Source organism: Algoriphagus aquatilis, from assembly GCF_042657405.1.
Taxonomy (GTDB): domain Bacteria; phylum Bacteroidota; class Bacteroidia; order Cytophagales; family Cyclobacteriaceae; genus Algoriphagus; species Algoriphagus aquatilis.
Genome location: NZ_JBHSKS010000027.1, coordinates 1 through 13,194 on the forward strand (window position 1 = coordinate 1; position 13,194 = coordinate 13,194).

14 protein-coding genes are annotated in these 13,194 nt (G+C 43.0%); 4 read left to right on the forward strand and 10 right to left on the reverse strand.

The annotated features are described in order from the left end of the window. Positions 1–182 precede the first annotated feature (182 nt). The 10 genes from ACFPIK_RS17955 to ACFPIK_RS18000 form a co-directional block, all read right to left on the reverse strand. Entirely contained in the window at positions 183–593 is a 411-nt protein-coding gene (locus tag ACFPIK_RS17955) for an energy transducer TonB (RefSeq protein ID WP_377917817.1), read from the reverse strand. A 113-nt stretch (positions 594–706) separates the two neighbouring features. Beyond that, on the reverse strand, positions 707–1,495 hold the full coding sequence (locus tag ACFPIK_RS17960) for an energy transducer TonB (RefSeq protein ID WP_377917819.1): 789 nt from the start codon (positions 1,493–1,495) through the stop codon (positions 707–709). Between the two features lie 86 nt (positions 1,496–1,581). Continuing rightward, positions 1,582–2,997, reverse strand: coding sequence for a M56 family metallopeptidase (locus ACFPIK_RS17965; protein ID WP_377917821.1), 1,416 nt, complete (start codon positions 2,995–2,997; stop codon positions 1,582–1,584). Next, on the reverse strand, positions 2,997–3,368 hold the full coding sequence (locus ACFPIK_RS17970; RefSeq protein ID WP_377917823.1) for a BlaI/MecI/CopY family transcriptional regulator: 372 nt from the start codon (positions 3,366–3,368) through the stop codon (positions 2,997–2,999). Before ACFPIK_RS17970 ends, ACFPIK_RS17965 begins: the two co-directional genes overlap by 1 nt. 171 nt (positions 3,369–3,539) lie before the next feature. Continuing rightward, positions 3,540–4,580: an ACR3 family arsenite efflux transporter gene (gene arsB, locus ACFPIK_RS17975; protein WP_377917825.1), complete on the reverse strand. Its 1,041-nt coding sequence runs from the start codon at positions 4,578–4,580 to the stop codon at positions 3,540–3,542. Then, complete coding sequence (locus ACFPIK_RS17980) at positions 4,577–5,200, reverse strand: low molecular weight phosphatase family protein (RefSeq protein ID WP_377917827.1); 624 nt, start codon at positions 5,198–5,200, stop codon at positions 4,577–4,579. The genes arsB and ACFPIK_RS17980 overlap by 4 nt, the downstream gene beginning before the upstream one ends. A gap of 18 nt (positions 5,201–5,218) precedes the next feature. After that, positions 5,219–5,692: a DUF6428 family protein gene (locus ACFPIK_RS17985; protein WP_377917829.1), complete on the reverse strand. Its 474-nt coding sequence runs from the start codon at positions 5,690–5,692 to the stop codon at positions 5,219–5,221. Between the two features lie 46 nt (positions 5,693–5,738). Beyond that, entirely contained in the window at positions 5,739–6,077 is a 339-nt protein-coding gene (locus ACFPIK_RS17990; RefSeq protein WP_377917831.1) for an ArsR/SmtB family transcription factor, read from the reverse strand. A gap of 69 nt (positions 6,078–6,146) precedes the next feature. Next, on the reverse strand, positions 6,147–6,986 hold the full coding sequence (locus tag ACFPIK_RS17995) for a DUF4249 domain-containing protein (RefSeq protein WP_377917833.1): 840 nt from the start codon (positions 6,984–6,986) through the stop codon (positions 6,147–6,149). Beyond that, the gene (locus tag ACFPIK_RS18000; RefSeq protein WP_377917835.1) at positions 6,986–9,373 is read right to left on the reverse strand and encodes a TonB-dependent receptor; all 2,388 of its coding nucleotides are present in this window, start codon (positions 9,371–9,373) and stop codon (positions 6,986–6,988) included. Before ACFPIK_RS18000 ends, ACFPIK_RS17995 begins: the two co-directional genes overlap by 1 nt. A gap of 141 nt (positions 9,374–9,514) precedes the next feature. Here ACFPIK_RS18000 and ACFPIK_RS18005 point away from each other — a divergent pair, with 141 nt between their 5' ends. From ACFPIK_RS18005 to ACFPIK_RS18020, 4 genes are all read left to right on the forward strand, one after another. Beyond that, the gene (locus ACFPIK_RS18005) at positions 9,515–10,480 is read left to right on the forward strand and encodes a VWA domain-containing protein (protein ID WP_377917837.1); all 966 of its coding nucleotides are present in this window, start codon (positions 9,515–9,517) and stop codon (positions 10,478–10,480) included. Continuing rightward, positions 10,480–11,124 carry a hypothetical protein gene (locus ACFPIK_RS18010; protein ID WP_377917839.1) on the forward strand — a complete coding sequence of 215 codons (645 nt, stop codon included), beginning with the start codon at positions 10,480–10,482 and terminating at the stop codon, positions 11,122–11,124. Before ACFPIK_RS18005 ends, ACFPIK_RS18010 begins: the two co-directional genes overlap by 1 nt. After that, complete coding sequence (locus ACFPIK_RS18015) at positions 11,114–11,722, forward strand: hypothetical protein (RefSeq protein WP_377917841.1); 609 nt, start codon at positions 11,114–11,116, stop codon at positions 11,720–11,722. Before ACFPIK_RS18010 ends, ACFPIK_RS18015 begins: the two co-directional genes overlap by 11 nt. A gap of 91 nt (positions 11,723–11,813) precedes the next feature. Then, positions 11,814–12,992 carry an acetyl-CoA C-acyltransferase gene (locus ACFPIK_RS18020; protein ID WP_377917843.1) on the forward strand — a complete coding sequence of 393 codons (1,179 nt, stop codon included), beginning with the start codon at positions 11,814–11,816 and terminating at the stop codon, positions 12,990–12,992. Positions 12,993–13,194: the final 202 nt, after the last annotated feature.

Sequence of the window (13,194 nt, forward strand, 5' to 3'; positions counted from 1 at the left end):
GGGCTGACGCCTCAAAAATCAATTTCTCCGACTTCGTCAACATCCAGAAAAAATTACAAGCACTCAAAAAATCAGATAATCCTACACTAGCAGCAGCGTTTCATACCAGAAATTAGCCAAACTTGAGAAAATGGCTGTCGAACAGAGGTTCGACAGCCATTTCTATTCTGGGATATGGTCGATCAAAGCTTGAATTGAACCGGTAATCTCATTCGGACTGGAACTGCTTTTCCTTCGATTTTTCCAGGAGTCCAGATTCCACTGTTTTTTACCAGTCTTACAGCTTCTTCATCGCAACCCCCTCCGATTCCTCTGAGGACTTCAACAGAATCTACCTTGCCTTCTTCTCTTACAACGAAGGTAAGTACAACCAAACCTTCAACTCCTTTTTCTTTGGCAGTAGCTGGATAAGTCAAATTTTCGGTGAGATACTTTATCCAAGCATCAATCCCTCCAGGAGGAACTGGCATATCGGGCACTGCCTGATAGACACCATCTACCTGGGACAGGGTAGTTTGAGAAAAGGACTTTTGGCTAATCACTAAGCTTATGATCATCGAAAGCCCCAGTAATGAAAGAAGTTTTGTTTTCATTTTGAAGAATTTTAAATGCAATAGTTAGAGTTGTGTTGAATTTTAGAGGTGACCGATTGAGGTATACGTATTCGTTGGACTTCCTATAGGAATGAGAAATTGAAAGGCCAAGATCAGTCTGTGGAAGACGGGGAAGAATATCCGACTACTACGAAATACTTTCCATATTCATCTAACATAGCTCGTTCGTTTAGTCTTTTTTTGAGTTCATTTGGTTCATCTGAATCCATTCTAAACAGAATCGGAACCCGCATTCTGGCAGCTATAGGTTGACCATTTTGTCTAGCTGGAATCCAATCTGGAGCCTCAGAAATAACTCTCAATGCTTCTTGATCCGATTCGCCACCGATTCCTCTGAGCAATTCCACATCATTCACCTTTCCTTCTTCCGTGATTTGAAAAGTGACTACTACAATGCCTTGAATTCCTTCTTTGCGATCATTTGCAGAATACTTAATGTTTCTGGCCACGAAACTATGCCAAGCATCTCTTCCTCCAATAGGCTGGGGAACTTCCTCTACCGAGTCAAGAACCTGATAAGCCGGTGCATCTTTGAATAGAGATGGAAGTTGATTTTTTGTTGTTTTAAGACGGATTTTGAGGGGAGCATCTGTGTTTTTTACTTGAACCTCTTCGGTATCAAATCCGACAAAAGAAACCGTCAAGGTCATAGGCAGCGAAGGAACCGTGATCGAAAAGTTACCTTTGAGGTCGCTCACTGTACCTGTGGTGGTCTGCTTGATCAAAATCGCAGCTCCTTTTACAATTTCATCTTGCTCATCGACTACGATTCCGGTTATTTTCACCGATTGAGCAGAACCTTGAGCATAGGCGAGTTGGATAAATCCAAAGTTGAGAATCCAAAAGAGGATCCATTTTGAGGTTACTTGGGTAGTTTTCATAAGATGAGCTGATGAGTTAAATATGAAACGATCACTCAATGAATGGACTCAACTAGTTAAGTGATTCAGGATATCACGTTTAATTTCTACTGATTTGACAAATATCCAATTACAGAAACTGCATCCGTCAGGCCTTTGCTGGTGACAGGAACTTCTGAAATCGAGGTTTTCTCTGGAGGAGTAATCCCTTTTTCGAGTTTGAATCGGATCGGCAACCGCATTCGGGTTTTTACTGCCCTTCCTCTTTGTCTACCAGGCTCCCATCTTGGAGCATTGGACACCACTCGGACGGCTTCTTCATCAGCGCCTCCTCCTATTCCCCGAAGGACTTCCACATTGTGAATAGACCCATCGGTATGAATTTCAAATACAATAATCACAGTGCCTTCTACCCCCCGCTGTCTGGCAACCAATGGATACCTGAGATTCCTAGCCAAGTAAGTATTCCAGCCGCTCATACCTCCTTCGGGGCTCGGCTGTTGTTCTACTATATCAAATATTTCATCCGCGTCTTCTATGATCAATAAAGGATTTACCTTTTGAACTTCTTCCTTTGGTACATCAGGTGCAGGATCGTCTGTCAATGGAACTTCAAGGATTGCGGGGAACTCTTTTTCCAATTCAACCACACTGGGCAGTAGCTCTTCCTTTTCACAGGAAAAAATAAAAAGCAGCATTCCAAAAACAGGAAATAAAGCCAAAATTCGAAGCTTCTGGACAGAAGAAGACTTCCCTTTTGCCATCATAATAATCCTCTTTTTGGTCTGAAACTGATTGAAATTATTCATGAATTGCCAACCATGCTTAGCAGTTATCAACCGTAACAAGAGCGTGGCATATTCCTTAGGAGAAAAATACGAAGTCACCCCTTGGTCTGCTTGGTATTCATGAACCTCCCGTAGGGATCTCTCAAAAAGGTAAATCAAAGGATTAAACCAAAAGACCACTTTGACCATATTCACCAACAGTAAATCCCAAGAATGCCTGTAAGCCACATGCATGGATTCGTGAAGGATGATTTGCTTTTGGGCATCGTCTTCCGGGTCAAAACTCGGCATCAAGATATATCTGAAAAATGAAGCCGGCACAAACTCAGGGTGCAAAGCGATCAAGTGACTTCCATGTCGGATTTTTTGAGCCTTACCTATCAGTCTTTGGGAGAGAATAAACCCAAAAACCAGCCTTGCCGCCATCAGAATCGCACCTAGCAGGTAAATACCCACTGCTAGCCTAGACCATAGGGGTACTTGATCGGAAGTTAACGTTTCTTGTTCACCTACTTGAAATGCCGGAAGCGTCATTTCCCGAACCACATCTGCTCCTCCTATCCCAAAAACCTGAAAACTGAGTAAAGGAATAGTAAACGACGAGGCCAAAAGCAGCAACAAAACTGCTCGATTCACTGCGAAAAAAGTCAGCTCGCTCAAAATCACCCTGTAAATCAACAAAGTTACTCCAAGACAAACCGAAACCTCAAGTAGGTAAACAAGTAAGAAATCCATTAGCTGGAAGGTTTATCCATTTTATCAATCAAATCCTGCAATTCACTGATTTCTTTCTCAGAGATATTTTTCTCTTTAACCATGAAGGATAAGAAGCTGCCCACGGAACCTCCAAAGAAGGTAGACACAAGACGATTAATGCTTCTTTTGCTGTATGCCTCTTGGCTGATGATCGGCTTGTAAATGTTTACAGTGCCGTACATACGGTGAGATAGGTATCCCTTCCGCTCCAAGTTGCGGACAGTGGATGCCAAGGTAGTGTAGGGCGGTTTTGGATCGGGTAGTTGCTCCAAAATGTCTCGGATCAATAGTTCGCCTTGTTTCCAAAACAAACTCATGATTTCCTCTTCGTGCTGATTTAACTCTTCCATGCTAAAGCTTTTAAGTGGTTTTTCTTGTTGTTACGAATATTTAGTAATTCTATGATTTAGATTTTTCAATTGCAAGAAGTATTTTAAAAAAAGGAAACAGATGCAATTCAAAAATGAAAAAACCGGAACAATAAGCCGGTTTTTATACTGGAAGTTTTAACTTCTTAAATTCTAGTTTGTATAGTATTTTTTCTTCAACCAGAATGCAAACCTGACCATTAAAATCAATGCAGGAACTTCTACCAAAGGACCAATCACCCCTGCGAATGCCTGACCCGAACTCAACCCAAAAACAGCGATTGCCACTGCAATTGCCAATTCAAAATTGTTTCCTGCCGCGGTAAAAGAAATTGCAGCATTTTGATCATATGGAGCTCCCATCGCTCTACTGAAAAAAAAGCCCATTACAAACATGACCAAGAAATACACAAGCAATGGCAGGGCAATTCGAAGAACATCTCCGGGGATTTCAACCATCAACTCACCTTTAAGTGAAAACATAACTACTATAGTAAATAGCAATGAGACAAGAGTGATCGGGGCGATTTTGGGCAAATACTCTTCCTGATACCAAGATTCTCCTTTGAGCTTTGGTATAATCAATCGGCTTAAAAGTCCGGCAAGGAAGGGAATACCCAAATAGACGCCCACACTTTCCGCAATAGTTCCAATAGAAATGTCTATGATGGCTCCTTCGAAGCCTAACAAAGGAGGAAGTTTGGTAATAAACAGCCAGGCATAAAAGCTATATCCAAACACCTGGAAAATACTGTTTAGCGCAACCAACCCCGCTCCGTATTCCGAACTACCCTCTGCCAAATCATTCCACACCAAGACCATAGCTATACATCTTGCCAAACCGATCAATATTAGACCAACCATGTATTCAGGGTAATCTCTGAGGAACATTATTGCCAAGAAAAACATCAACAATGGCCCAACAATCCAATTTAGAATCAATGAAATACTTAAAATCTTTACGTTTTTAAATACTTGGGGCAGAAGCCTGTAATCTACCTTTGCTAAAGGCGGATACATCATCAAGATGAGGCCAATGGCGATAGGAATATTGGTCGTTCCACTACTCATGGAGTCGACCCAGGTAGAAAAGGATGGAATGAAGTATCCTAAACTCACACCTATCACCATCGCAAGGAAAATCCACCAGGTCAAATTCCTATCCAAGAATCCCAGGCTTTTTGGTCCGCTCATAGGCCCTCCTTAACTTTTTGGAATACCACAAACAACTCTGCACCAATCTGATGTGAACGTTCGGAATACATTTTCTCCTCTAAATCAGTCCCATCAAAAGCCTTAGGATCTTCAAACCTAAGTGGAATTCTCACCTCAGCGCCAGGTATAAATGGGCAATTCTCATCTGCATGATCGCAAGTCATCACTGCAGCAAATCCCTTTTGTGCATTGATGGCATCATCATAGACTTTGGAAAATGTCGTAATCGGCTCCGAATCAGGGCCATGAAAAACAAAGTAAACGGGATTTGTCTCCCCTTTTTGCACCACTTTAAACCCATCTCTTCGAATGGCTGCCACCGCACGCTCATTGAATGCTGTCACCTCAACTCCACCGGAATAGCAAAATGCCTCAACTCCAAAATAATCCGCAGCTGTCTGTCCCCAAATCTGCGAAAACTGGCTTCTTCGGCTATTATGCGTACAGATAAAGTTGAGCCGAACCTCCTCTCCGGCCCGAATCTTCCGAAGAATATATTCAACCATTGACTCAATGACAGGCATTCGTTCAGATGGTATCCTATTTATTGGGAGACTTTCAATGGTCTTTTGGAGGTCGGGATAAAAAGAATTTTTCATTTTGGTTTTGGTCAAGATTTAGCAGCAACCTGAGTTTGGGGTACAGCAACCGGCTGAAGCAGTTTGCATACTGGAAAGGCGTAATTTTGGCTTCTCTGCAGGAATCTCACATTTATCCTTGGCAAGGCAATCCGTCATTTTCTTGGTTAATACAAAGGCTTCTCCATTAAAGTCGAGTCCATATTTACCAATTGTATCTCCTTGGTATTCTACCTCCACTTCTAAATCCTCTAAGCCCAACACCCGCTCTGAAAGCTCGATGATATCCAACAGTTTTTTTGCACCTAAGCGATGATCATAATCTCCATCCTCCCAAAGCTGAAAATTGATGGATTTTTCATCTCGAACTGTGCCACCACAATCGATGAATTTTTTCTGTACTTGCCCTACTTCCGTGATATGGAAGTGTGCAGGAACGGAAGTTCCATCAGGCAGCAAAAAGGTCAATTGACCTAGGTTTGGTAGTTGGGATTTGATTTCTGAGAGTTTCATAGTGATTTTATTATTGCAATATTACGATTGATAGATATAAATTTTTTTAACAGCAATCTCCAGAAGAGCAAGAATCGGTCAACTGATCAAACAGGCCATTAAATAAGGACTGAACCAGTTCCCACTTTTCTACATTCAGACAGTAATTGATGGACACCCCCTCGATAGAGCCTTTGATCAAGCCCATATCTTTCAATTCCCTCAAATGCTGGGAAATGGTTGCCTGTGCCAAGCCAAGTTCTTGGACCAAAGTACCGTTTACACAAGATTTGGTCTTTGCCAAATATTGTAAAATGGCAATTCTGGCCGGATGCGCAAAGGCTTTGGCAAGGAGAGCTAATTGATTTTGCTCAGCAGTGAATAGATCTGATTTGGTAACACCCATAATTAAATCGCAATGTTACGATGGATATTTTTCTAAAAAAAGGCTGTACAAAAATTCTTTTTGAGTTTATCAATCATACTTGGCCTGTATTAATACGGATCTTGTCAGCACTGGACTGACAACAAAATAGCCCAAGACTTCAGAATCACCACTGACTACTTTGATATTGGATTGTGGATTCTGTGGTGGAGGACTAAAAAGGCCCCCATCATTGAAAAGCAAATTGACCAACTGGTTTAGGTAATCGTAAGCATCTTTATTGAGTCGGTACAGCTCTAGTCTGACTTCATCCTTTTCCTGAAAAGCATAGCCTAATTCAAGGCCCTCTTCAAAAAACCGAAGACCAAAGGTGTCATCGAACAACAAATAGTCATCCCGTTGATTCTTGAGTGTATCGTTTTCAATTACTCGAATTCGGTAATTGTTATTTTCAGTAAATGGAATCTTCCCATAGACTTTGATGTAGTAGCCTTCCTCGCGAAAAAGTCGCTTTTCTTCAAATTTCCAAGTCACACTATCCACGATAGGCGCTTCGAGCATGGTGCCCGCAGATTGAAACACTTTCCCTCGCCAATTGACATTCAGCTGATATCGCTCACCTACTCTAGCTCGCTCGGAAGGGTTATTTGCACGATAGGTTTTGGTTCCGTCTACATACCTGAAAGGAATGATTCTCCCCGTTCGTTCCACTTTGATATAAACTTGTGCGTCGCTTATAGCTACATATTCGGCAGAGTCATAATAATTATTGGAAAGGGAAATTTTTACCTCATTGTAAATCCCCTGATCTGTCCACATGGCTTCAATCACAGGTGTGCCTTCTTCGTTCTGATCAAGAGGCAAAAACACTTCCTCTTGACAAGAAAAAAGGAAAAGACTACTCAGCAAAAGCACCCAGATCGTTCTCATCAAAATTGAAAATTATAAGTGAGTGAAGGTAAAAACGTGAACAAATAAGTCATGACCACTCCAGGTCTGGCGGAAAAAATTTCACCATCGGAAAGGGAAAAATTGATATCATCATTGAATATGGTGCGAAACTCATAGGCAAAAGGATTTTTCCTTCCATAAAGATTATAAACCCCAAAATTCCAACTTCCCCTCCATTTCCTGCCCTTATCTGCATTTTTCCAGGTGACGGAAGCATCCATTCGATGGTAGGCAGGGAATCTGTTCTGATTTCTAAAATCGGAATACAAGGGAACTGTCTGATTGTCCACCACGTAGGAACCGACTGGAAAAGAAACAGCCTGTCCGGTGGTGTAGACCATAGTAAGGCCTGCTGTCCAGCTAGGTGAAAACTCATGGTTCAGCACCAACGTCACATCATGAGGACGATCAAAACGCGGGTTATAAGGTTGATTTCTGCTGATTCCATCGATTTGTCTCCAAGCCCTTGACCAAGTGTAGGCTAGCCACCCGGTTGTTTTCCCAGTATTTTTTCGAAGTAAAAACTCAAGTCCATATGCCCATCCTCTACCCGTGAGAAGCTCTGTCTCGACCCTATCTGTAAACAACACCTGAGCGCCATTTCTCAAATCAATCACATTGTCCAAATCCTTGTAGTATCCCTCCAGAGAGACTTCCCACCTATTGGATTGAAAATTTTTGAATAAGCCTAAGGAAACCTGATCACTTCGGATGGGAGGGGTATAGTTTCCTGCCAAAATCCATCGATCGATGGGAAGACCCGCCGAACTGTTGGAAGCGATCTGCACGTACTGAAAATTACGATTATAAGCTAGTTTGACTGAGAACTCAGGATTAATCAGGTATCGAAAAGCAATTCTTGGCTCAAGTCCCTGGTAGAATTTCATCGATTCTAAATTACCAAATGCGAGCGAATCAGTCGGGTCTTGATTTGGTTCAGGCAAATCATTCGGATAAAAATACTGCATACCCGAGCCCAGCTGATTGAAAAGCCCCCATCTAAGTCCTGCCTCCGTACTCACCTTTGGAGAGAAATCGTGTGCAAGTCCTACGAAAAGATTATTCAGAATCCCTTGGACAGATCTGGTATTGATCGGGCTGATCGGGCTATCCGGTGCAGGAATCAAGTCCGTGGGAGCAAAGTGATATACTTGACTATGTACACCCCAATTTACCGTGGTTGGCTCTTTTATAACCTTTGTCCAAGCAGCCTTAACTCCTGACTCTGAAAGGGAATTGGTCCATTCAAATCCATTGTCCCGATCTTCAAAATCCACTTTGTAACTGTACCTCGAGTGATAAGCTTGCATGTCAAAAAATGAGCTTTCGCTTGAAACCCGATTCCAATTGACAGCACTTACCCAATTGCTCCATCCTAGGGCAAACTGGTTATCCAGTCCTAATAAATCACTTCCTTGGTAGGTGCTAATCGATAGTTTGTCTTTTTCCCCTATTACAAAAGAAAACTTCCCGCTCAAATCGTAGAAGTTCAATTTGTTATTATTCAAATTTGGGTCGGAAGATAATTTCAAAAACACATCCGCATAGGTTCTTCTGGCGCTGAGTATAAAACTTGAGTTTTTTCCGAAAAGAGGCCCATCTATCGAAAGCCTTGATGAAATAGTCCCAATGCCGCCTTCTCCGTGGATTTGGTCTTTTCCTCCTTCCCTTAGACTGACATCAATCAAGGAAGAGGCACGACCGCCAAATTGAGACGGCATATTTCCTTTGTATAAGTCCACCTTTTTCAAGGCATCAGGATTAAATACTGAAAAAACCCCAAAAAAGTGGGAAGCATTGTAGACAGGTGCTCCGTCAAGTTGCACCAAGTTTTGATCAGCAGAGCCTCCTCGAACGAAAAGACCTGTAGTCCCCTCCCCTGCAGTCTGTACTCCCGGCAAAAGCTGAAGGCTTCTGAAAAGGTCAACTTCTCCAAAAAGCGCCGGAATATTTTTGATGGTTTCGATAGGCACTGAGGCTTTACCGATCTCCAGATTTTTCACTTGCTCATCAGGTCTTCTTTCCTGAATGATGACTTCCTGAAGAGAAAGTTCTTCGGGTTTTAGGTAAAATTTGATCGGCTTTTCAGCCTCTTTGGCCTGGATTACACGGATGGATTTTTCGTATCCTAGGTACGAAATGACCAACTTAGAAGGAAATGTCATCGCTTCCAACGTAAAATTCCCATCTATATCTGTAATAGTGCCTGTGGACACCTGACCTTCCCAATAGACATTCGCGCCAACCAGTGGTTCGGATTTCACAACATCCAGTACCTGCCCGGTGACTTTGCTTTTGATTTGAGAAAAGCCCTGATTGCCAAGAGATAGGAAAAGCAAGACACTCAGAATTCGGCAAAAGGACATCAGATTAAGCTTTTGAAGGGTACAGAAGGCGAACGCATTAGAAAAATTAATGTTTGTTAATATGTTTTATCTTTTGGATCAATCGCGTCCATTCGCAGGTTTTAGGCTTTCAAAGTTAGGTTTAATTCTTAATTTCAGGCCATGATTTGGGCATACCCTGACCTCAAACTTACCCTTCTGTTTGCAGGAATTTTCATCCTGCTTTACCTGCTTTACATCACACGCTTCTGGGCTATCAACCGCAAGCTGAAGGTGGAGAAGCAACGCCTGTTTACCAAACTGATTGTCAGAACAAGCTATTTTATCCTGTTTCTGATCGCTTTTGCAGGCCCATCTATCGGCAATTCATACAAAGAAGTAAAAGAAGAAGGCAAAGACATCTTTATCGCTATCGACCTTTCTCAGTCCATGATGGCCACAGACATAGCCCCAAACCGCCTAAGGAGGATTCAATTTGAACTCAAAGAATTGCTCAAATCCTTTCCTTCAGACCGTATCGGATTGATCATTTTTTCCACAGAAGCCTTTCTTCAGTTGCCACTCACCTACGATCAGGCGGTGGCCAACTTGTATATCGATGGCCTCAATATCGGATTGGTTCCCAACCTAGGAACTGATCTGAACACGCCTTTGAAGATGGCTTTGGAACGATTTCAGAATGATCAAAGCCAAGAACTGAAGTCAAGATCTGTCGTCTTGATTTCGGATGGGGAACATTTTGGAGATGATCTCGACGGTATCGCAGGCGACCTGATAGAAAATGGAATCAAGGTCTTTTCCATAGGTATCGGTACGGATGAAGGAGGCCAAATGCCTAGAGGAAATGGAATGGTTCTCGATCCTCAGACCGGCAAGCCTGCCTTGACCAAACTCAACCGGGACCCTCTCCAATACATTGCCAATGAGACCGGCGGCCAGTATTTTGAGATATCCGACCAAACCCAAGAAATGGGAGGCTTAATTTCCGCCATTGAGAATCTGGAAGGCGGCGTCTCCAATACCCGAATAGTAGAAGCAAGTTCTAACAAATACTTCTACTTCCTCTTGGCAGCCTTGGGCCTGGCCCTCTTGGACATGATTCTTCCCATCAAAACCATCAAACTCTGATGAGCTGGAGTAAGGTAATCGTCGCGACGCTACTATTGATCCCATCTTCTTGGACAAGGGTAAGCCGCTTGAATGAAGCCATCGAAAAGGCAGAGAAAAGCTACGCAGAAGCCCGTTATGAAGACGCTGTAAAGGATCACCAGTTACTTGTGGATGAATTTCAGTACAGTTCATTTGCTTTGGATTTTGACTTGGGACTAAGTCATCATTATGCCACTCAGGTGGACGAGGCCTTGACCTTTTATGATCTGGCAACCCAAAATCCGGATAAAGTCTTAGCTTCTTTCGCATACAATCAGGCCGGAGTTATTTTGGGGAACAAGAAGGAGTACCAAACAGCTTTGAGTAAATTTCAATCTGCCCTCATTCAAGATCCGCTCAACGAACAGGCTAGATACAATTACGAGCTGTTGGCCAGATGGCTGAAAAGGGACGAAGAACGCAAGCAACAGGAACAGAACAAGCCCGAGCCTTCGGAGTTTGCAAAAAGAAAAAAAGCAGAAGCTGACCGTTTGGTAGAACAATTCCGTTTTAAAAACGCGTTGAATCTGCTGGAAGATGCCTTGGCACAGGATTCTACTGTGGCAGCTTACCAGGATTTTATGACCACCCTAAAAGAAGTTGTAGAAATCGATGAAAATTAAATTGACTGGTCTTCTTTTCGCTTTTTTCCTTTTGGTTGCTCTGGAAGGAATGGCGCAAAGCGCGGGTGATTACTTTAATCGTGCCGCAAGGTCTTATGTGAAGACTGAAAAAGAACAAGCACTGAAAGAGGTAAATGATGGCTTGGGTAAATTTCCCAATGACGCCAAACTGAAAGCTCTCAAGGAAAAGCTGGAAAAAGAACAAGAGCAAGAACAACAGCAAAATCCTCAGGATCAGCAGCAGCAAAACCAGCAAAATCAGGATCAAAAAAGCGAAGGAGAGCAGGGAGAGTCCAAGTCTGATCAAAAAGACGGAGAGCAAACCAACGAGGACAAAGCCAAGGAAGGTCAAAAAGGTGAAAATCCATCCCAAAAAAGTGAGGAAGCCGGCCAAAACGCCAACGATCAAATGGACGCTAACTTAGCCGACCGACAGAAAAAGCTCGAAGAGATGCGTGAAAAGCTGAAGTCCATGAACCTCACTCCAGAACAGGCTGCTCAAATTCTGGAATCCATGAATTCCGCAGAGCTTAGATACATTCAAGAAAATAAGAAAAAACCAACCCAAAGACCTAAAAAGGGATTGCCGGATTGGTAATAAGCTGGAAGACCGAAGACGGTAGACCGAGGTTACTTCCGTCTTCGGTCTTCGGTCTTTTATCTTTAAACTAAACCCAAATACTAACATGATCAAAGAAGTATACATCGTCTCCGCGGTGAGGACACCACTCGGAAGTTTTGGCGGAAAATTAGCTGGCATGACAGCCATCGAACTTGGAAGCATCGCCATCAAAGGTGCATTGGCCAAATCTGGCGTTGCCTCAGAAGCAGTCAATGAAGTGTTTATGGGCAATGTAATCTCAGCTAATCTCGGTCAGGCACCTGCACGTCAGGCAGCCATCGGAGCCGGAGTCGGCTATAATGTGCCCTGCACCACGGTCAATAAGGTATGCGCCTCCGGAATGAAAGCTGTCATGCTTGCCGCCCAATCCATCATGCTAGGAATCAATGAGGTGGTAGTGGCTGGTGGCATGGAAAGTATGTCCAATGTGCCCTATTATGTCCCGAAAGCAAGATTTGGATATAAATATGGCAATGCTGAACTGGTCGATGGATTGGTAAAGGACGGACTTTTCGAAGTGTACTATAAGTTCCCAATGGGCAACTGTGCGGAAAATACCGCCAAAGAAATGAACATCACCCGTGAGCAGCAAGATGCCTATGCCATCCAATCTTACCAAAGATCTGCGGCAGCTTGGGAAGCAGGTATGTTTAAGGATGAAATAGTACCGGTGGAAATGCTTGGAAGAAAAGGGGAAACTATCCTAATGGAAGAAGACGAAGAATTCCGAAACGTGATGTTTGACAAAATCCCTTCCCTCAAGCCGGTTTTCGACAAAAATGGAACGGTTACAGCTGCCAATGCGTCCACCATGAATGACGGAGCTTCGGCTTTGGTCTTGGTAAGCAAAGAAAAAGCTGAGGAACTTGGTTTGAAGCCTTTGGCTAAAATCAGAGGCTTTGCAGACGCCGCCACCGATCCGCTTTGGTTCACCACGGCACCTGCTTTGGCCATTCCAAAAGCTCTAAAGCATGCAGGGATATCTGCTGAAGAGGTTTCTTACTACGAAATCAACGAAGCTTTTGCAGCGGTGGCAATTGCCAATCAGCGAGAATTGCATTTGGACAATGATCGACTCAACGTATTTGGAGGGGCAGTTTCCTTAGGTCATCCACTGGGTGCTTCCGGTGCCAGAATCATTACCACCCTCACCTCAGTACTTCACAAAAAATCCGGTGAGATCGGCGTGGCTGGCATCTGCAACGGCGGTGGCGGTGCTTCAGCGATCGTGATTGAGAAAATGTAATTCCTAAAATTCCCCCTTTAACATCAAAAAGCCCCGAATTTCGAAGATTCGGGGCTTTTGTTGTTTAATCCTTTTGATCTAATGGTCAAAAATAGTTGGTGAAACACCCTCTAACTATCTGATATTGAATTAAATATTAAGACCTTATTGAAAGCGGTTTCAATAAGGTTTTTTTGTTTCATGAAAACTTCAAAAAAAGCGG

Coding starts and splice junctions, on each gene's coding strand:
- ACFPIK_RS17985 (WP_377917829.1), bottom strand. CDS start 5,692: ATGAAACTCTCAGAAATCAAATCCCAACTACCAAACCTAGGTCAATTG.
- ACFPIK_RS17955 (WP_377917817.1), bottom strand. CDS start 593: ATGAAAACAAAACTTCTTTCATTACTGGGGCTTTCGATGATCATAAGC.
- ACFPIK_RS17960 (WP_377917819.1), bottom strand. CDS start 1,495: ATGAAAACTACCCAAGTAACCTCAAAATGGATCCTCTTTTGGATTCTC.
- ACFPIK_RS18005 (WP_377917837.1), top strand. CDS start 9,515: ATGATTTGGGCATACCCTGACCTCAAACTTACCCTTCTGTTTGCAGGA.
- ACFPIK_RS18015 (WP_377917841.1), top strand. CDS start 11,114: ATGAAAATTAAATTGACTGGTCTTCTTTTCGCTTTTTTCCTTTTGGTT.
- ACFPIK_RS17990 (WP_377917831.1), bottom strand. CDS start 6,077: ATGGGTGTTACCAAATCAGATCTATTCACTGCTGAGCAAAATCAATTA.
- ACFPIK_RS17965 (WP_377917821.1), bottom strand. CDS start 2,997: ATGGATTTCTTACTTGTTTACCTACTTGAGGTTTCGGTTTGTCTTGGA.
- ACFPIK_RS18000 (WP_377917835.1), bottom strand. CDS start 9,373: ATGTCCTTTTGCCGAATTCTGAGTGTCTTGCTTTTCCTATCTCTTGGC.
- ACFPIK_RS17995 (WP_377917833.1), bottom strand. CDS start 6,986: ATGAGAACGATCTGGGTGCTTTTGCTGAGTAGTCTTTTCCTTTTTTCT.
- arsB (WP_377917825.1), bottom strand. CDS start 4,580: ATGAGCGGACCAAAAAGCCTGGGATTCTTGGATAGGAATTTGACCTGG.
- ACFPIK_RS18010 (WP_377917839.1), top strand. CDS start 10,480: ATGAGCTGGAGTAAGGTAATCGTCGCGACGCTACTATTGATCCCATCT.
- ACFPIK_RS17980 (WP_377917827.1), bottom strand. CDS start 5,200: ATGAAAAATTCTTTTTATCCCGACCTCCAAAAGACCATTGAAAGTCTC.
- ACFPIK_RS17970 (WP_377917823.1), bottom strand. CDS start 3,368: ATGGAAGAGTTAAATCAGCACGAAGAGGAAATCATGAGTTTGTTTTGG.